Annotated in this window: 19 protein-coding genes and 1 pseudogene; 3 read left to right on the top strand and 17 right to left on the bottom strand. The window is 70.3% G+C overall.

From position 1 onward, the window contains the following. Positions 1-118: 118 nt before the first annotated feature. Positions 119-370 (bottom strand): annotated as a pseudogene (locus tag OG395_RS33035) (HAD hydrolase-like protein); the annotation flags it as partial. A gap of 648 nt (positions 371-1,018) precedes the next feature. Between OG395_RS33035 and OG395_RS33030 the strand changes: the two are divergent. Next, a complete protein-coding gene (locus OG395_RS33030) occupies positions 1,019-1,798 on the top strand; it encodes an HAD-IIA family hydrolase (RefSeq protein ID WP_327246178.1) in 780 nt (259 codons plus the stop codon). A 145-nt stretch (positions 1,799-1,943) separates the two neighbouring features. Here OG395_RS33030 and OG395_RS33025 read toward each other — a convergent pair whose 3' ends face one another. The 10 genes from OG395_RS33025 to OG395_RS32980 form a co-directional block, all read right to left on the bottom strand. After that, positions 1,944-2,081, bottom strand: a complete 138-nt coding sequence (locus OG395_RS33025) for a hypothetical protein (protein WP_327249769.1) — start codon at positions 2,079-2,081, stop codon at positions 1,944-1,946. Between the two features lie 112 nt (positions 2,082-2,193). Next, on the bottom strand, positions 2,194-3,255 hold the full coding sequence (locus OG395_RS33020) for a 2-aminoethylphosphonate ABC transporter substrate-binding protein (protein ID WP_327246177.1): 1,062 nt from the start codon (positions 3,253-3,255) through the stop codon (positions 2,194-2,196). Between the two features lie 40 nt (positions 3,256-3,295). Next, positions 3,296-4,093 carry an ABC transporter permease gene (locus OG395_RS33015; RefSeq protein ID WP_327246176.1) on the bottom strand — a complete coding sequence of 266 codons (798 nt, stop codon included), beginning with the start codon at positions 4,091-4,093 and terminating at the stop codon, positions 3,296-3,298. Then, positions 4,080-4,982, bottom strand: coding sequence for a 2-aminoethylphosphonate ABC transporter permease subunit (locus OG395_RS33010; RefSeq protein ID WP_327246175.1), 903 nt, complete (start codon positions 4,980-4,982; stop codon positions 4,080-4,082). The genes OG395_RS33015 and OG395_RS33010 overlap by 14 nt, the downstream gene beginning before the upstream one ends. Next, complete coding sequence (locus OG395_RS33005) at positions 4,975-6,066, bottom strand: ABC transporter ATP-binding protein (RefSeq protein WP_327246174.1); 1,092 nt, start codon at positions 6,064-6,066, stop codon at positions 4,975-4,977. The genes OG395_RS33010 and OG395_RS33005 overlap by 8 nt, the downstream gene beginning before the upstream one ends. After that, complete coding sequence (locus OG395_RS33000) at positions 6,063-6,770, bottom strand: phosphonatase-like hydrolase (RefSeq protein WP_327246173.1); 708 nt, start codon at positions 6,768-6,770, stop codon at positions 6,063-6,065. The genes OG395_RS33005 and OG395_RS33000 overlap by 4 nt, the downstream gene beginning before the upstream one ends. Continuing rightward, positions 6,767-7,891, bottom strand: a complete 1,125-nt coding sequence (locus tag OG395_RS32995; RefSeq protein WP_327246172.1) for a TIGR03364 family FAD-dependent oxidoreductase — start codon at positions 7,889-7,891, stop codon at positions 6,767-6,769. The genes OG395_RS33000 and OG395_RS32995 overlap by 4 nt, the downstream gene beginning before the upstream one ends. Positions 7,892-8,024: 133 nt before the next feature. Next, positions 8,025-8,789: a GntR family transcriptional regulator gene (locus OG395_RS32990; RefSeq protein WP_327246171.1), complete on the bottom strand. Its 765-nt coding sequence runs from the start codon at positions 8,787-8,789 to the stop codon at positions 8,025-8,027. Positions 8,790-8,843: 54 nt separating this feature from the next. Beyond that, positions 8,844-10,055, bottom strand: a complete 1,212-nt coding sequence (locus tag OG395_RS32985; protein WP_327246170.1) for a hypothetical protein — start codon at positions 10,053-10,055, stop codon at positions 8,844-8,846. Positions 10,056-10,211: 156 nt separating this feature from the next. Beyond that, positions 10,212-11,420 (bottom strand): ROK family transcriptional regulator, encoded by a 1,209-nt coding sequence (locus OG395_RS32980; RefSeq protein ID WP_327246169.1) that lies wholly within the window; start codon positions 11,418-11,420, stop codon positions 10,212-10,214. Between the two features lie 56 nt (positions 11,421-11,476). On the opposite strand from OG395_RS32980, the gene OG395_RS32975 reads away from it, so the two are divergent. Together OG395_RS32975 and OG395_RS32970 are read left to right on the top strand one after the other, a co-directional pair. Continuing rightward, the gene (locus OG395_RS32975; RefSeq protein ID WP_327246168.1) at positions 11,477-12,604 is read left to right on the top strand and encodes a Gfo/Idh/MocA family oxidoreductase; all 1,128 of its coding nucleotides are present in this window, start codon (positions 11,477-11,479) and stop codon (positions 12,602-12,604) included. Next, complete coding sequence (locus OG395_RS32970; RefSeq protein ID WP_327246167.1) at positions 12,601-13,080, top strand: heme-degrading domain-containing protein; 480 nt, start codon at positions 12,601-12,603, stop codon at positions 13,078-13,080. The genes OG395_RS32975 and OG395_RS32970 overlap by 4 nt, the downstream gene beginning before the upstream one ends. Positions 13,081-13,160: 80 nt before the next feature. Here OG395_RS32970 and OG395_RS32965 read toward each other — a convergent pair whose 3' ends face one another. The 6 genes from OG395_RS32965 to OG395_RS32940 form a co-directional block, all read right to left on the bottom strand. Next, positions 13,161-14,021, bottom strand: a complete 861-nt coding sequence (locus OG395_RS32965; RefSeq protein WP_327246166.1) for a fumarylacetoacetate hydrolase family protein — start codon at positions 14,019-14,021, stop codon at positions 13,161-13,163. Between the two features lie 135 nt (positions 14,022-14,156). After that, positions 14,157-14,927, bottom strand: a complete 771-nt coding sequence (locus tag OG395_RS32960) for a YidC/Oxa1 family membrane protein insertase (protein WP_327246165.1) — start codon at positions 14,925-14,927, stop codon at positions 14,157-14,159. A 121-nt stretch (positions 14,928-15,048) separates the two neighbouring features. Further along, entirely contained in the window at positions 15,049-15,384 is a 336-nt protein-coding gene (locus OG395_RS32955; RefSeq protein WP_327246164.1) for a DUF6412 domain-containing protein, read from the bottom strand. 212 nt (positions 15,385-15,596) lie between these two features. Continuing rightward, positions 15,597-17,150 (bottom strand): sodium:solute symporter family protein, encoded by a 1,554-nt coding sequence (locus OG395_RS32950; RefSeq protein WP_327249531.1) that lies wholly within the window; start codon positions 17,148-17,150, stop codon positions 15,597-15,599. Continuing rightward, positions 17,147-17,305, bottom strand: a complete 159-nt coding sequence (locus OG395_RS32945; RefSeq protein WP_327249530.1) for a DUF3311 domain-containing protein — start codon at positions 17,303-17,305, stop codon at positions 17,147-17,149. The genes OG395_RS32950 and OG395_RS32945 overlap by 4 nt, the downstream gene beginning before the upstream one ends. A gap of 54 nt (positions 17,306-17,359) precedes the next feature. After that, positions 17,360-18,157: a class E sortase gene (locus tag OG395_RS32940; protein WP_327246163.1), complete on the bottom strand. Its 798-nt coding sequence runs from the start codon at positions 18,155-18,157 to the stop codon at positions 17,360-17,362. Positions 18,158-18,196: the final 39 nt, after the last annotated feature.

Genomic DNA, 18,196 nt, shown 5'->3' with positions numbered 1-18,196 from the left:
GGCCGTGCGGGTTCAGGGCCTGCCCTTCGCATCCGGCATGATCCGAAGGGCAGGCCCTGAGCGGCGCCAAGAACGAGGGTGCGGGGAAGGCCCCCGGACGGCCCTCCCCGCACGCCGCTCAGCTCACGTCGACGAGGTCGACCAGGTCGGCGATGGAGTCGACGGCATTGGAGGGCCGGAACGGGTAGCGATCGATGTCGGCGGGGGCCGTCAGGCCGGTCAGCACCAGGTAGGTGTGCATGCCCGCCTCCAGGCCGGCGAGCACATCGGTGTCCATCCGGTCGCCGATCATGGCGCTGGTCTCGGAGTGGGCACCGATCGCGTTCAGTCCGGTGCGCGTCATCAGCAGGTTGGGCTTGCCCGCGAAGTAACGCTCAATCAATACGCTCCTCAAGCGTCATCCGATCGGTGCTCACTTCACGTTCTCCCAGATTCCCCAGCATCGCCCTGGTCCCAGACAACTCGGCGAATGCCCGCTGACTTAGTCAACTTCGCGCATCCCTTACCTGGAGCGCGGGTTACGTAGAGCGTGCCCCCTGACAGTCCTGCCAGCTCGCGTGTGGCAGACAGTTGGCCTCGGCGTGCGTCTCAAGACAGTCCCCATATCCCGTTCCGGGCGGGACTTCAGACGCACACCGTTCGCGGCCCCTCGTCGTCCTCGTGTTCCTCGGACACGGGCCGTCCTCGACGACTCCCTTCGACATTCCAGATGCGGGGTCGGGAGTGCCTTGAGTCGCCTTTCCGCCTGCGGAGGGTGGCTTTGTCCACGAGAGCCGCGAAACCGCTGAACATGTGCTGTCGGTTCTCGGGAGCAGAGCCAGTTCCGAATCAACACAAAAAGCTTGATTTAGGGCAATCTAAGGGCGTCTAGCCCCTTATTGACACGTAAGAGACATTGTGAACAAGGGGAACGCTTCGGCCCTGGTCCCCGTCCGGGCTACGAGACGTTCAGGCCCTGAATGCGATGAGTGAATAGCATGGTCACCCCGTGAGTCCTCGTATGGCAGGAGCCGCACCCATGACAGATCAGAAGCCCATCGAATCGTGGCTCACCGACATGGACGGGGTGCTGATGCACGAAGGCGTGCCGATCCCCGGCGCGGATGCCTTTATCAAGAAGCTCCGCGATTCGGGCAAGCCGTTCCTCGTCCTGACGAACAACTCGATCTACACGGCCCGAGACCTACATGTACGGCTCAACCGGATCGGTCTCGAAGTACCGGTCGAGAACATCTGGACCTCGGCACTGGCCACCGCCAAGTTCTTGGACAACCAGCACCCTGGCGGCACCGCCTACGTGATCGGCGAGGCGGGGCTGACCACCGCCATGCACGAAGCCGGGTACGTGCTGACCGATGCCGAGCCTGATTTCGTGATCTTGGGCGAGACGCGCACTTACTCGTTCGAGGCACTGACGAAGGCCATCCGGCTGATCAACAACGGCGCCCGCTTCATTGCCACCAACCCCGACAACACCGGGCCCTCACCCGAGGGGGCATTGCCCGCCACTGGTTCTGTCGCCGCGTTGATCACGAAGGCGACCGGCAAGGAGCCGTACTTCGTCGGCAAGCCCAACCCGCTGATGATGCGCAGCGCGCTGAACACGATCGGTGCGCACTCCGAGACCTCCGCCATGATCGGCGACCGGATGGACACCGACGTGTTGGCCGGGCTGGAGGCCGGGATGGAAACCTTCCTGGTGCTCACCGGGCTGACGACCAGGGGTGAGATCGACCGCTACCCGTACCGGCCGACCAGGGTCGTGGACTCGATCGCGGACCTCGTCGACCTCGTCTGAGTGGTGGCCTGGCACTCCGCCCCGCAGCGGAGCGTCAGGCAGCCGAAGTAAGGCGTTCGGAGGCCCTGAAACCGACGTTTCCGCAGTTCAGGGCCAAACAGGTAAGTACCAGGAACGGCAGCCCGGACTCCCTCAGCCGCTTGATTCAGGCGTCGGCCCCGGGGATCGGCGTGCCCTCGTGGGTGAGGACTCCGTCCATGTCGGTGAGGTACGGGCAGGTGGCGGGGGGGCGGCGGCGGTCCCGTACCCGATCCGGACCGATCCGCCCCCACCCACCGGACATGCACTCAACTCCCCACTGTTTGCGATGAGTTGAGCTTCAGTCCAGACCCGTTATCTTTCCGATGCGGATCACCGGTGGCCCCTGTCGGTACCAGGCCCCGTCGAGCGGGGGTTCAGTTGCCGGTGGCGGTCTTCCAGGCGTCGACGTAGTCGTCCAGGTGAGCGCCGATGTCCGACCAGTCCGGCTCGAAGACCTCCACGCCGTCCATCAGCCCGGTCAGCGCGATCGCGTTGGCGTCGGTGGCCTCGACGTCCTTACGGGCGGAGAAGCCGCCGCCGACCTCGCTGACGTCCTTCTGCGCCTGCTCGGAGAGCATGAAGTCGAGCAGCTTCTTGCCGTTGGCGCTGTGCGGAGCCTTGTCGACCAGCCCGGCCGCGTACGGCAGGGCGAAGGTGGTGGGCTTGGAGCCGGTCTTCGCGGGGAACCAGATGCCGAGGTTCGGCATGTCCTTGGACTGGGCGTAGTTCATCTGGACGTCACCGTTGGCGACGAGGAGTTCGCCCTTGTCCACCTTCGGGGCGAGCTTGCCGGTGGAGGCGGACGGGCCGACGTTGTTGGCCTGGAGCTTCTTCAGGTACTCCATCGCCGGCTCCTTGCCGCCGAAGTCGTGCATGGCCTTGATGAGCACGGCCGTGCCGTCACCGGCGACTCCGGGGGTGGAGTACTGGATCTTCTCCTTGTACGTCCCGTCGAGGAGCTCCTCCCAGGTGGCGGGCGCGGTCTTCAGCTCCTTCTTGTTGTAGACGAACCCGAAGTAGTTGTTGACAACCGAGGTCCACTTTCCGTCGGACGCCTTGTCGGCGCCGTCGACGTGGTCGGAGCCGGCCGGTTCGTACGCCGTCAGCAGGCCCTTGGAGTCGGCCTGCTGGATGAACGGCGGAAGGGTGACGAGGACGTCGGCCTGGGTGTTGGACTTCTCGCGGACGGCGCGCTGCACCATCTCGCCGGAACCGCCCTCCACGTACTTGACCTTGATGCCGGTCTTCTTCTCGAAGTCCTTGAAGACCTTGTCGTACCAGCCGTCGCCGTTCTCGCCCTTGAGCCCGTCGGCGCTGTAGACGGTGACGACCTTCTCGTCGGAGGCGGCGGAGGACCCGCCGCAGGCGGAGAGGGTGGCGGCGAGGGCGAGGCAGCCGGTGACGGCGGCTACCGGCTTGAGGAGGTTCTTGCGCATGGGTGTCGTATCTCCTGGAAGGTGAGTAAGAGCGGAGGTGTCAGCGGTACGAGGCCCTGGTGCGGATGCGGGCGACGCCGAGGAGCACGAGCAGCGTCGTCCCCATGAGGACCACCGCGACCGCGGCACCGGTGAAGAGCGAGCCGCGGTCGGTCGCCGCGAAGATCTGCACCGGAAGCGGAGTCCAGTCGGGGGGGTAGAGCATCATCGTGGCGCTCAACTCGCCCATGGACAGGGCGAAGCAGAGCCCTGCGGCCGCGGTCAGGGCGGGCAGCAGGAGCGGCAGTCTGATCCGCCACAGGACGTAGGACGGGCGGGCGCCGAGACTGGCCGCCGCCTGTTCGTACATCGGGTCAAGACGCACTATTGCGGCTGAAACCGACTGATAGGCAAACGCCGTGACAAGAATGGTGTGCGCCAGGATCACGATCCAGCGCGTTCCGTTGAGCAGCATCGGCGGCTTGCTGAACGCGACGAGCACGGCGAGACCGACGACGACGGACGGCACGGCGACCGGCAGCATGAACAGCCCGTCCAGGAAACGGCGTCCGCGCCGTCGCAGCGAGGCGGCGGCGAGCGCGGCCCAGGAGCCGACGGTGAGGGCGAGCAGGCTGGCGCTGACGGCGGTGATCAGGCTGGTGGTGAGGGCCTGGAGCGAGTCGCCGCTGGTGGCGGCCTTGTAGTGCTCGAAGGTCGGTCCCGACGGGAAGGCGCCGGACCAGTTGGTGGTGAACGACGCGGCGACGATCACCAGCAGCGGCACCGCGAACAGCGGGACGAAGAGCAGGAAGAACACGGCCCACGTGGCCCACTTCCCGGTACGGCTATGCACCAACACGGCGGCTCACCATCCGATACAGGCTGTAGAGACCGACGGAGATCGCGATGTTGACGACGGCGACGACACAGGCGGCCGGGTAGTCGGACTCCAGGATCGCTTTGCCGTAGACCAGCATCGGCAGGGTCGTGACACCTTTCGCGCCGGTGAACAGCACGATGCCGAACTCGTTGAGGCACATCACGAGGACGAGGGAGCCGCCCGCGGCGAGCGCCGGGAGCGCCTCCGGGAGGATCACCTGCCGCACGATCCGGCCAGGCTTCGCGCCCAGGGAGGACGCCACCTCCAGTTGCGCGGTGTCGAGCTGGGAGAACGCGGCGAGCAGCGGCCGCATCACGAACGGGGTGAAGTACGTGATCTCCGCGAGGAGGACACCCCACGGGGTGGTGAGGAAGTGGAAGGGCCCGTCCGCCGCCCCGGTGACATCCGTCCAGACGCCGTTGGCCATGCCGACCGTGCCGTAGATGAACAGCAGGGCGAGCGTGATCAGGAAGGACGGGAAGGAGAGGAAGACGTCGATGAACCTGGCGACCGCCCGGCCGCCGGGAAACGGCACGAAGGCGATCACCAGCGCGAGGACGAAGCCCAGCACCAGACAGCCGACCGTCGAGCCGACGGCGAGCCAGACGGTGGTGGTCAGTGCCGAGCGGAACGACGCGGAGGCGAAGACGTCGCCGTACGGGGCGAGCGAGGTGCCGCCCTCGTCCGGGCTGACGGACTGCTGGACGACGAGGGCCAGTGGGTACAGGAAGACGAGGGCGAGGACGGCGACGGGCGGGAGCGCCCAGACGAGATTGCTGGGACCCGTCCGGCGATCGAGGACAAGTCGGCTGCCGGACGCACCCGCGGGCGCACCCGCGGACACGTCTCCGGCCACGGCGTCAGCCATGAACCCCTCCCCCGAAGCCGGCGCCCGCCGGCAGCAGCACCGCGTCCTCGGCGGCGAAGTGCACGGTGACCTTGTCGCCGAGCGCCGGGGTCTCGCGAAGTTCGCGCAGGTCGGCCTTGATCCGGTGGCCGTGGATGTCGACGTACAGCCGGTGGGTGGAGCCGCGCCACTGGACCTCGGCAAGAGTGCCGGTCAGCGCGTTGGGGCCGTCGCCGAGTCCGACCAGGTGGGGCCGGACGCAGAGGGTGGCGGTGACGCCGCCCGCCACCTCGCCGGTCGGTACGGCGAGTACCTGCCCGGCGAAGTCCACGGCGCCGGTGGTGCCTGTGACGGTGACCGGCAGCAGGTTGGCGTTGCCGACGAACGACGCGGTGAACTCCGTACGCGGGCGTCGGTACAGCTCCTGCGGGGTGCCGCAGTCCTGGAGCCGCGCCTTGTCCATGACCGCGATCCGGTCGGCGAGGGTCAGCGCCTCGACCTGATCGTGCGTGACGTACAGGATGGAGACGTCCGGCAACTCCCGGTGCAGCCGCGCCAGTTCGGCGAGCATCCCGGAGCGCAGCTGGGCATCGAGGGCGGACAGCGGTTCGTCGAGCAGGAGCACGCCGGGGCGGATGGCGAGCGCGCGGGCGATGGCGACGCGCTGCTGCTGTCCTCCGGAGAGCTCGCGCGGGTAGCGCGTGGCGTACGCGGCCATGCCGACGAGTTCGAGGGCTTCGGCGACCCGTTCGGGGATCTCCGCCTTCGCGACCTTGCGGGCCTTGAGGCCGAAGGCGACGTTGTCCCGGACCCGCATGTGCGGGAACAGGGCGTACTGCTGGACGACCATGCCGATGCCGCGCTTGTGCGGCGGCAGGCCGGTGACGTCCCGGTCGCCGAGCCGGACCCGCCCGGAGACGGGCTGGACGAAGCCGGCGACGGCGCGCAGGGCCGTGGTCTTGCCGGACCCGGACGGCCCGAGCAGGGCCATGACCTCGCCGGGTTCCACCGTCAGGTCGAGCCGGTCGAGGACGATGTTCCCGCCGTACGCGACGCTGACCTGGTCGAACCGGATACCGCTGCCCTGGGTGGCCCCGCCGGTCATGCTTCCGCCCGGGCGATGAGGTCCGGCAGCTCGGCGACCGAGCCGAGTACATGCGTGGCACCGTTGCGCTGCAGCTGTTCCTTGTCGTGTGCGCCCGTCAGCACGCCGGCGACGATCCCGGCGCCGGAGCGCACGCCACTGAGCATGTCGTACGAGGTGTCCCCCGCGACAATGATCTGCTGGACGCCGTCCACGGCCCCGGTGCGCAGGAACGCGGCGAGGACCATGTCCGGGTAGGGGCGGCCGCGGCCGCCCGCGTCGGCCGGGCAGAGGGTCAGGGCGACCAGGTCCTGCCAGCCGAGCGCGGCAAGGATCGCGTCCTGGGTGGTGCGGGCGAAGCCGGTGGACAGGACCACGGTCCGCCCTTCGCCCGTGAGCCGCTCGATGGCCGCACGGGCACCCGGGACCGGCGCGATGCGGCCGCCGTCGACCAGCTCCCCGTAGGCCTCCTCGAAGGCGAGGTTGGCCTGCTGGGCCTTGCTCTCGTCGCCGAAGAGGTGCCGGAAGACGGAGATCTTGGACTCGCCCATGGTGGCGCGCACGTAGGCGAGCTTCTCGGCGTGGTCGGCGGAGCCGGGCGCCACGCCGAGGCGCCGGGCGGCGGCGCCGAAGGCCTGTTCGACGAGGCCGCCGTCGGCGACGGTGGTCCCCGCCATGTCGAGGACGACGAGATTCAGCTTGTCGGTGTTGCTCAACTTCTTCACCAGCCCAGTTCGTTGGCGGTCGTTTCGGCGATGGCGGGCGAGCAGGTCATACCGCGGCCGCCCGGCCCGGTGACCAGCCAGACGCCGTCCCGCACCTGCTGGCGGTGGACGACCCGGCTGGTGTCGGTGCACTGGGCGTAGACCCCGGCCCAGCGGTGGCGGATCCTCGGCAGCGGGCGGCCGAGGAAGGACTCGACGACCCGGGTGAGGTGCTCGTACGGCTCCTCGACGACATCGAACGCGAACGGGTGCTCGTACTCGTGGGTGTCGCCGATGGTCAGTCCGCCGTCCCTGCGCTGCACCATCAGCAGCTGCATCCGGTGCTCGGCCGCGGTCGGCGCCTGGGCCTGGCCGGCGTTGAGGGCGTCGAGCGCCTCGCTCCGGTACGCCGGGTAGTAGCGGAAGCTGTCGGCGTCGGCGACGGACGTGGTGAGCGCTTCGCCGAGCGGGTCGGTCTGCATCATCTGGAGGCGGACGCGGCGCACGGGCAGCTCGGGTCCGGCCAGCTCGCGGACGAGGCCGCCGAGCCACGCGCCGGTGCACAGGATCACGGCGTCGCCGGTGTGCACGTCGCCGTGGTCGTCGCGGACGGAGGCGGTACCGACGACCTCGCGGACCTCGCGGCCGCCGAGGAACGTGTACCGGCCGGACGCCACCAGCTCCTGCTTCAGTGCCAGCTGCGCCGTGCGCGGCTCGACGGCGGCGTCCCGCTCGCACCAGAGGGCGGCGACGAAGTCACCGCGGAGCGCGGGGTTGATCGCGCGGGCCTCGCCGGCCGTCAGCAGCTTGTAGCCGCGGGCCGCGGCGTCGGGGCGGGCGACGGCCGCCTCGGCGACGGCGATCTCCAGCTCGGTGCGGAGCGGGGTCAGCGAACCGCAGGGCCGAAAGCCCAGGCCGGGCACCTGCTCCCCGATGCCCTCCCACAGTTCGCGGGCGCGCAGCGCGGTCTCCAGCTCTTCGCCGCCGGCCCGGCCGCTGACCCATATCTGTCCGAAATTGCGGAGCGATGCTCCGCGTGCCTCGCTCTCGCGCTCGATCTGTACGACCTCGTGGCCGCGGTTCACTGCGTGCCAGGCGTGCATGGTTCCCACCACGCCGGCTCCTACGACGATGACTCTCACGACGGCAACGCTCCTGGCGGCGAATGACTCGCACGGATCGGTACGGCAACGGGAGGGTGAACTGGGACCCAAGATTGGCCTAGACCCGTTACATTTCCGTTATCGATGTGAGTCGGTTGCCGCGCCGTGCCGCTCAGCCCTGGCGGCCCAGGTGTGCGGTGAAGGAGAACCGGTCGCCGCGGAAGAGCGTGCGCACCCGCTCCAGCGGCTGCCCGCTCGCGTCCCGCGAGATGCGGTGGAGCAGCAGCATGGGCAGCGCGGGCGGCGTACCGATCAGCAGCGCCTCGCGCGGGGTGGCGAGCACGGTCTCGATCCGCTCGTCCGCGTCGCCGAAGGTGATCCCGAGCCGGTCGTGGAGGTAGGCGTAGAAGGACGAGTCGGGGTCGAACTCCGTGTCCAGGTCCGGTACCCGGGCGACGGAGACGTAGGTGCTCTCCAGGCCGACCCGGTCGTCGTCGGCGAGCAGCACGCGCTCCAGATGCCAGACCGGTTCGCCCCGCTCGACGCCGGTCTCGGCGGCGAGTGCGGCGGGGCAGGGGAACTGCTCCAGGCCGATGAGGTGACGGCCCGGTGTCCGCCCCTGGCGGCGTACGCCCTCCGTGTAGCTCGCGAGGGAGAGCGGCTGCTCCAGCTTGGGCCCCGCGACGACGGTGCCACGGCCCTGACGGGCGAGGCGGCCCTCCAGCAGGAGTTCACGCAGCGCCTGCCGCACGGTCTCGCGCGACACCTCGTAACGGACCGCGAGATCACGCTCGGTGGGCAGCATGCCGCCCTCACCCAACTCCTCTATGAGGACGGAGACATGGGCCTTCACGGCGTAGTACTTGGGGATACGGCCGTGCTCCGGGATGCCGGATCGGATCGGTGCGCCAGGTGCCTGGTCGTGCAGGTAGTCCACCTCCCGATGGTGGCAGACGGACATGAACGACGGTGAACGTTTCGGGGCCGCAGGTCAACGACGGGTGCGACGGAGCCGCCGCGCCCCTCTCACGGCGGCCACACCGCCGGCCAGACAGAGCACGGCGGCGACACCCTCGGCCCAGATGACGGCCCCCGGTCCGGTCCTGGCGAGCTCGGGCTGGTCCTGCGGATCCCGGACGGTTGACGGCACGTCTCCGGAGTCCCTGGGGCTGGGCGTGTCACCGGATCCGCCGATGTCACCGCCTCCGTCGACCCCGCCCACGTCACCGGACCCCTCGACGTCACGGCCACCGTCGACACCACCCACGTCACCCGATCCCCCGACGTCACGGCCACCGTCGACACCACCCACGTCACCCAATGCCCCAATGACACCACCACCGTCGACCCCACCTACGTCACCGGACCCCCCGACATCACCGCCACCCTCGACACCACCGATGTCGCCGATTCCCGGAGTGACGCTGTCGAAGGGCGGTTCGGGCAGCACGTCCCCCTCTCGGCTGATGCCGCCGACATCACCCGTACCTCCCGTGTCTTCATCACCGGTGTCGCCACCACCGGTGTCGTCCTCGACCACACCGAAGACGTAGTCGTCGGACTCACCGACCCAGTCCCCGTCGTCACCCGCCGGCGTCGTCTTGGCGCCGTCGGCAGCCGCGGCCTGCTTCCGCTGGACGATCGCGGCCCTGGCGGTGATCCGATTGGGGTCGGTGTCGGAGGTGAACGCCATCCGGACCTGGACGGTGACGGTGCGCCCCGCAGGGACGGTGAAGCCGCCGAACGTGTCGGCGCCGTCGCCGCCGAAGACGCCGATGTGCTCGTCGCGGTCGGTCGTCTCCCAGGTGACGCGGTGCGGGACGTCGGGGCGGTCCGGGTCCGAGAACTCCAGCTGGATCTGGTCGGAGGTCAGCTTCTGGTCCTCGTCGGTGAGGACCAGAACCGGATGGATGGAGCCGCAGGGCTTCGAGGTCGTATTGGTCAGATCCAGGAACCAGGTGCCGTATCCCCCGCCGGACGCATACGTCTCCTGGCCACCGCGGATCCGAGTCGTGATCGGGAAGTCGTCCGCCGTCGGGGCACCACAGGTGGGCTGCTGGTCGGCGGTGACAGCGACGGGCACGGCTGCGGCGTCGGCGGACGCGCCGCCGAGCACGACGGCGGGGACGACGGACGCCGCGGCCAGTCCGAGGGCGATTCCGTGGCGCGGCCGGGGAGGGGGAGGGGGAGGCGTGGGGGGCATTGGGGGACACCCTTTGCTGCTCGCGAAACGGCCGGATCGCCCCGTACCCGGAGTTCACCGGTTGTAGCCGGCGACGCTGCCACGCACGCGCGACCCGGCACACGCCGACATGCCGGGGAGCCGCCCGTTCGGGCGACCCGAACCGCTCGAACGGCCCTACGCTCCGGCGCCGCCGAGTCGCCCGAACAGCGGGGCGAGGACCAGCTGGGCGGCCCCCTCGGCGACCGGCCGGTCCCCGCCCGCGGTCATGACGAGCGGCACGGCCGCACCGATGCCGTCACGCCGGACGCGCTCACCGATCACGGCCCGGACCCCTCGGACGTACGCATCGGGGTCGGCGTCGACGGCACGGCCGCCCAGCACCACCCGGTCGATGTCGAGCAGCCCGACCAGGTTGGCGGCGCCGGTCCCGAGTACCCGCGCGGCCTCCGCGGCATCGCCGCCCGAGATGGCGGCGAGGCAGAGCGCCTCGATACAGCCGCGCCCGCCGCAGCTGCACAGGGGCCCGTCCAGCAGCACGGTCTGATGCCCGAACTCACCGGCCCCGGTTCGGGCCCCGCGATGCACGGCCCCACCGAGCACGAGCCCGGCACCGAGCCCGGTCCCGAGATGCAGATACGCGAAGTCCCCCGACCTGTCGGCCCGCAGCGCGAGCCCGAGAGCTGCGGCATTGGTGTCCTTGTCGACGACGACGGGCAACCCGGTGCGAGCGGTGAGAGCGTCCCGGAGCGGAAACCCGTCCCACTGCGGAAACCCGGTGACGCGATGCAGCACACCCCCCCGGTGATCAAGCGGCCCGGGCACGGCGACACCCAGCCCGAGCACGGTGGACGGCGGAGCCACCGGGGAGGCCGCGTGCGGTCCGGAGCCGGCCCCGTCGGGGGCGGTGGGCACGGAGCTTCCCGGCCCCGCTTCCGCGCCCCCGCTTGAGCCCGACCCGCCGGGCCCACCCAGCACCAGGCCCACCTCCCGTGCCGCAGCGGCGACCACCTCGCCCGCCGGTGCGCCGAAGTCCAGCGGCGTCCTGCGGCTCGCCACGACCGTGCCCGCGAGGTCGACGAGGACCACCGTCAGTTCGTCCCGGTCCAGGTGCAGCCCCACCGCGTGTCCCGCGTCCGGAACCAGTCGCAGCACCGTACGTGGCTTGCCGCCCGTGGAGGCACGGTGGCCCGCCTCCGTCGCCAGGCCCTCCGCCCGCAGCCGGGCGGTGATCTTGCTGACGGCCTGCGGGGTGAGCCCCGTCCGTTCCGCCAGCTCCAGTCGACTGATCCCGCGCTCGCCCGCGACACGCAGCAGGTCCAGCACGAGCGCCGCGTTGTGGCTGCGCAGTGTCGGTAGGTTCGCTCCGGTGTTACTCCTGTTCACTTCCCCATTGTCTCCCTCGCTTGCACTTTGGCAACAGCGTTGCTTAAGTGGATTGCATGACTGGCATCACGACACCCGGAACGCCCGGCTCCCCCCTCCGCGTCGGACTCGTCGGCTACGGCCTGGCGGGCTCCGTCTTCCACGCCCCGCTGATCGCCGCAACCGAGGGCCTGGCCCTCGACACGGTCGTCACGTCGAACGAGGAGCGTCGGGCCCAGGCCCGTGCCGAGTTCCCCGACGTCCGCTTCGCCGCGTCGCCCGACGATCTGTGGGCGCGCGCCGACGAGCTGGACCTGATCGTGATCGCCTCCCCCAACAAGACCCACGTCCCGATCGCGACCGCCGCGCTCGAAGCCGGCCTGCCGGTCGTCGTGGACAAGCCGATCGCCGGCACGGCCGCCGAGGCGCGCGAGCTCGCCGCGCTGGCGCAGGAGCGTGGGCTGCTGCTGTCCGTCTTCCAGAACCGCCGCTGGGACAACGATTTCCTGACGCTCTCCCAGCTGGTCGCGGACGGCGAGCTCGGTGACGTACAGCGTTTCGAGTCCCGTTTCGAGCGGTGGCGCCCGCAGCTCAAGGGCGGCTGGCGCGAGTCGGGCGACCCGGAGGAGATCGGCGGGCTGTTGTACGACCTGGGCAGCCACGTCGTCGACCAGGCGCTCGTGCTGTTCGGCCCGGCGGTGCGGGTGTACGCGGAGTCCGACGTACGCCGCCCCGGCGCCGTCACCGACGACGACACGTTCATCGCGATCACCCATGCGAAGGGGGTCCGCTCGCATCTGTACGTCAGCGCCACCACCGCCCAGCTCGGGCCGCGCTTCCGCGTGCTCGGTTCGCGGGCCGGTTACGTGAAGTACGGCCTTGACCCGCAGGAGGCCGCCCTGCGTGAGGGCCACCGTCCGTCCGGCGCCGCTTCCGGTTGGGGCGAGGAGCCCGAGGCCCTGTGGGGCCGGACCGGTTCGGGCGAATCGCCGCTGACCGGCGGCGGCACCCCGGTCCGCACCCTGCCGGGCGACTACCCGGCGTACTACGCGGCGGTTGCTGACGCGGTGCGCGGAAAGGGCGAGAATCCGGTGACGGCGCTGCAGGCCGCCGCGGCCCTGGACGTCCTGGAGGCCGCGCGCCGCTCGGCCCGCGAGGGCGTCACCGTCACCCTGTCCACCGCTTCCGAGGAGCAGTCCGTATGAACCCCACCGCTCCGACCATCTCCGAGCTCATCGCGCAGGAGCGCCGACTGACGCTGCCGCATTTCAGTTACGACGACGCGTATGCACTCGGCGGGCTGCTCGTCTCCATGGCCCGGGAGCGCCACGCGCCGGTCGCGATCGACATCCGGCGCGGTGCCCAGCAGCTGTTCCATGCCGCGCTGCCCGGTTCGAGCGCGGACAACGACGCGTGGATCGACCGCAAGCGCAAGGTCGTCGAGCGGTACGGCGAGAGCTCGTACCTGGTCGGGACCCGGTTCCGGGCGAAGGGGACGACGTTCGAGGACTCCTCGCGGCTGGACCAGGACACGTACGCCGCGCACGGCGGTTCGTTCCCGATCGCGGTCGAGGGCGCGGGCGTGATCGGCTCGGTCACGGTGTCCGGGCTGCCGCAGGCGGAGGACCACGCGCTGGTCGTCGAGGCACTGGAACAGTTCGCCACCACGATCTCCGGCTGAGACGACGGAGACGGCGGAGACGACGGAGGGGTGGCTCGCCGCACCAGCGGCACACCACCCCTCCGATCTTTACGCAGCGGCTACGCGTCCTTCAGCTCCTGCCGCTGCCGCCCCAGCCCCTCGATCTCCAGCTCGACGACATCCCCCGCCCCCAGATACGGCTTGGGATCCGGCTGCCCCATGGCCACACCGGCAGGCGTACCGGTGTTGATGACATCGCCCGGGTACAGCGTCATGAACTGGCTGAGGTAGCGGACCACCTCGCCCACCGGGAAGATCTGGTCGGCGGTGGTGCCGTTCTGCTTCAGCTCGCCGTTGACCCAGAGCTTCAGCGGCAGCGCCTGCGGGTCAAGGACCTCGTCGGCCGTCACGAGCCACGGCCCCAGCGGGTTGAACGTCTCGCAGTTCTTGCCCTTGTCCCAGGTGCCGCCGCGCTCGATCTGGAACTCGCGCTCGGAGACGTCGTGCGCGACCGCGTACCCGGCGACGTGGCCGAGCGCTTCCTCCGCGGAGTCCAGGTAACGGGCGGTGCGGCCGATGACGACGGCGAGCTCGACCTCCCAGTCGGTCTTGACGCTGCCGCGCGGCACCAGCACCGTGTCCTCGGGGCCGACGACGGTGTCCGGCGCCTTGAAGAAGAGGATCGGCTCGGCCGGAATCGCCGCGCCGGTCTCGGTGGCGTGGTCGTGGTAGTTCAGCCCGATGCACACGATCTTGCCGATGCGGGCGAGCGGCGGCCCGACCCGCAGCCCCTCGGCGTCGAGTACGGGCAGCTCGCCGGGCGCGGCCGCGGCGGCCCGTACCCGCGCCAGCGCGGACTCGTCGGCGAGCAGGGCACTGTCGATGTCGGTGACGATTCCCGACAGGTCACGCAGGGTTCCGTCCTGGTCCAGCAGCGCCGGTCGTTCCGCACCTGCCGTACCCACGCGAAGCAGCTTCACGGTCTTTCTCCCCTTGGTCGAGATCGGGCCCGTCGGATGGGTGGCGGCCATCGCAGGCTTGGCCGATCCTCCAAGACATCGGATCACCCCGCAAGACCCTGTTCACACACTGGACCGGCGCACTCGCCCCGCCGGCTACGCCACGGTGGCCATGGCGGCGCCCGCGGCCGGCATGTCGCGGTAGAGAGCGGCGCGCTCGATCGCGGTCCAGGTGGTGCTCGTGACGATGTAGAGCGCGGCGGCGAGCGGCACGTACGCCACCGAGACGAGCGTGAAGAAGGACATCAGCGGCATCAGCTTCGTCATCGCGCCCATGCCCGGCACGGGCTGTCCGTCGGGACCGGTGGCGGGGGTGGCCGGGGCGGCCGCGAGCTGGCGCTTCGTACGGCGGTAGTTGAACGTGGCGACGACGGCGACGATCACGAAGAGGCCGAGATAGACGACGCCCTGAGTGCCGAACGGTCCGCCGGCCGCGAGCGCGTCGTGCCAGCGCTCGCCGAGCGGGGCGCCGAAGAGATCGTGGCCGAGCAGCTCGTTGAGGTCGCCACCGATCTTCTGGCTGGAGAAGAGGTGGTACAGCAGGAAGAAAGCGGGCATCTGCAGGAGGCTGGGCAGGCAGCCGGACAGCGGCGAGACCTTCTCCTCCCTGTGCAGCTCCATGAGCGCCTTCTGCATGCGCTCGGGGTTCTTGGCGTGTTTCTTGCGCAACTCGGCGATCTGCGGCTGGAGCTTGGTGCGGGCCTTCTGCCCACGCGCCGCGGCCCGCGAGAGGGGGTGCACGGCGAGTCGCACGAGGGCGGTGAAGAGGACGATCGCGGCGGCGGTGGCCGCGCCCTGGAAGAGCGGGTGCAGCAGATCGGCGAAGGAGCCGACCAGGACGGCGAAAGCGGACATGAGCGTGGACATGGATGAACCCTCCGGGGGTCTCGTCGTGCCGGGAGAAGAGCGATCTGGCTCGGCATGACGACCCGCGCGGGGCACGCCTGAGCACACGTACGCGTGCTCGGGCGAAGAAGGTGCGAAGTCCCTACGCGGCCGTCAGGAGGGCACGGCCGGGGGCTCGGGGCCGCCTGCGGCCCTTGGCGTCGGGATCTCGCTGCGGCAGGAACGCGGTGCGTTTCTCGCGGTCGCGCATGGCGGTACGGACCCGGGTGCGGGGCACCGGGGCGGCGCAGCGGGCGCTGATGATCGAACAGGCGACGAGCGCGGAACCGGCGGCGGCGGTGGCGGCGAGCGCGACCGCCGCGGAGAGGCTGCCGCCCTCGGCGAGGAGAACCTCGGTGAGCAGGAAGAGCAGGATTCCGACGGGCCGGGGCAGGCGGGTGATGCCACCGCGCAGGCGGTTGCCGAAGCTGCTGCTCATCGATCCCTCCCCCGCTCGGTCCGGTGGGCTCGCTCGTTCGGCCCTCCAGCCGTTATACACGATGGCCCGGGGAGCCGGCCGATGTCGGACGGGGCCGGTCGCCGGCGGCCGGAGGAGCCGGCGCGGCGCGAGCAGGGCACGGCCGCACTCACGCCGGGCCGACGCCCCGCCGCTGCAGTCGGTCGGGCTGTCGCTGGTGGCGGCGGTCGGCGTCAGGCTCCTGCGGGACCGGAGACCGCGACGGTTACGGCCTCACTCCCCGTCGTGGGGGAGGCCGCAAGAGCCGGCTCCCCGATCTCGTCCCGCGCGAGCACCTCGCGGTCCGGCCGCTCGTCGTGTTCGCGCGGACCCGCGTACGTCACCGCGAGTGCGACGACGAGGTTGGCGGCGAGCGCGACGATGCCCGCGTTCACACCCCACACCGGATCGTTCTCGGTGAACACGAACCCGCAGACCGTTCCCACCCCGACGACCAGCCCGGCCAGCGCCCCGAGCAGCGTCAGCCGCCGCCACATCAGCCCCAGCAGCACCATGGGGAGCAGCTGCGCCATCCCCTCGTACGAGATGAGGGAGAGCCGCACCAGCGTGTTCGGCGCCGTGTAGGTGAGCACGAGCGCGATCACGCCCGCGGCCACGACGACGGTCTGGGCGGCGCCCTTCTGCCGGTGCTGCCAGCGCGGTACGAGCGAGAGCACACTGCGCCCCCACATCGTGCCGATGACCAGCATGAAGACCGCCATGGGCACGATCGAGGACAGCGCGGCGGCCACCCCGATGACGCCGACCGCCCAGGCGGGCAGCGAGTCCACGACTAGCTTGAAGAGCGCGAGGTTGGACTCGGCGCCGACCAGCCCCGGCACGACGAAGAGGGCGGCCATGCCGAGCAGCATCGGGACGAAGAGCAGCACGTTGTAGGCGGGCAGCCACATCGCGTTGCGGCGCAGCACGTCGGCGTTCTTCGCGCCGAGGTAGCCGGCGACGGTGGTCGGGAAGATCACCACGGTGAGGGAGTTGAGGAACGCGGTGGTGATGAACCAGGCCTGTCCGAGTCCGCTGTCGCCGTGCCCAGGGAAGGTCAGCCACTCGCTCTTCTCGGTGACGAGCCGGTCGAGGAAGGGTCCGTACCCGTCGAAGTAGTGCAGGGGTACGTAGAAGGCGAGGAACCCGAGCGTGGCGATGACGAGCACGTCCTTGAGGACGGACACCCATGCGCTGCCGCGCAGCCCGCTGACCACCACGAAGCCGGTGGTGACGGCGAACGCGATGAAGTACGCCCAGTTCAGGCTGATCGCACCGTACGAGATCGTGGAGACGACGACGCCCATGCCGGTGATCTGGAGCTGGATGTACGGCAGCAGGAAGACGGTGGCGAGGACGGCGACGAGCGCGCCGAGCCAGGGCCGGCCGAAGCGGTGCGCCACCATGTCGGTGATCCCGACGAGCCCGTGCCGGCGCGCGTACGCCCAAAGCATCGGGCCGACGACGTACCCGACGGCATACCCGCAGGACATGTAGGCCACCACGTAGAGCACGGGCGCCCCGTAGTTGTAGCCCCATCCGGCAGCCCCCATATAACTGAAGCTGGTGTATCCCTCGCCGGCCATCAGCACCCAGATGAAGACGGCCCCCAGACTGCGTCCGCCGACGGACCACTCGGCGAGCCCGCCCCTGCCACCGCTCCCCCGCCCCCGCACGGCGAGCAGCCCGAGCGCCACGGTGACGACCATGAAGACCCCGAAGACGGAGGTCGCTATCGCGGCGTTCACCGGCGGTCGCCCCGTCGGGTCAGCCATACGGCGACGGGTGTGAGCAGCGTCGCCCCGAGCAGCCACACGAAGAGGAACGGCAGTCCGAGTACGACGGGATCGACCCGGTTCACGAACGGCAGCGCTCCCAGGTAGAGCACGTAGGGAACCAGCAACCACAACAACTGCGGACGACGTCTGAGCACGTCAGGAAAGCTTAGCGACGCCTTCTACCGCCCCTGGACGCCCGCCAGCTTCCCCCAGACGACAAGGCGGTACCGGGAGGTGAATTCGGGCGTGCACGTGGTCAGCGTCACGTAGGAACCGGGCTCGCTGTACCCGACGTGGGGCCGCACATTGCTGCGCGGAACGGCGGCGATCACCCCGCTGTCCCGCGGAGACGTCCGGGACAGCGTCTTGTCGACGACGTACGTGTACACCCGCTCCCGGGTCTCGACGGTGATCCGGTCACCCCGGCGCAGCCGGTTGATGTATCGGAACGGTTCGCCGTGCGTATTGCGGTGCCCGGCGAGCGCGAAGTTCCCGACACCGCCGGGCTGCGCGGTGCGCGGGTAGTGCCCGACATACCCCTTGTCGAGGACGCCGCTCTTGCTGATGCCCTGGGCGACCGGCGCGGTGAGCCCGAGGCGCGGGATGCGGATGACGGCGTACGCCTGATCCCAGCGAGGCGCGCGCGCCGCAGCCGTCGTACGCCCGCTCCCGCCGCCACCGGTCCGCGGCACTGGGGCCGGGCCGTCGTCCCCACCCCCGCTGTCCGAGGGCCCCACCGGCTGTCCGCCCCCGTCCGTGCCCCGGCCCCACTCCTGCTCCAGGGCCTGCACCTGGTGCTCGGCTCCCGCCCTGGCCTGCCGATTGGTCCACCACAGCTGATGGACGACGAGAAGCAGCAGCACGACCCCCAGGGTCATGACCGCCTCGGCGCCCGTCCACAGCCCACGCGCGGCGACGCGACGCCCCCGCGGGTTCCGCTGCACCGCGACCGGTATCCGCTCCCTCACCGCCCGCACGATAGGGGCACGACCCGTAACTCACCAGGGCCGGAACAA

The sequence above is a fragment of the Streptomyces sp. NBC_01320 genome, assembly GCF_035974375.1.
Lineage (GTDB): Bacteria > Actinomycetota > Actinomycetes > Streptomycetales > Streptomycetaceae > Streptomyces > Streptomyces yanii.
Note: the sequence above shows the minus strand (reverse complement) of the source record. Positions and strands in the feature narration are given on the sequence as shown.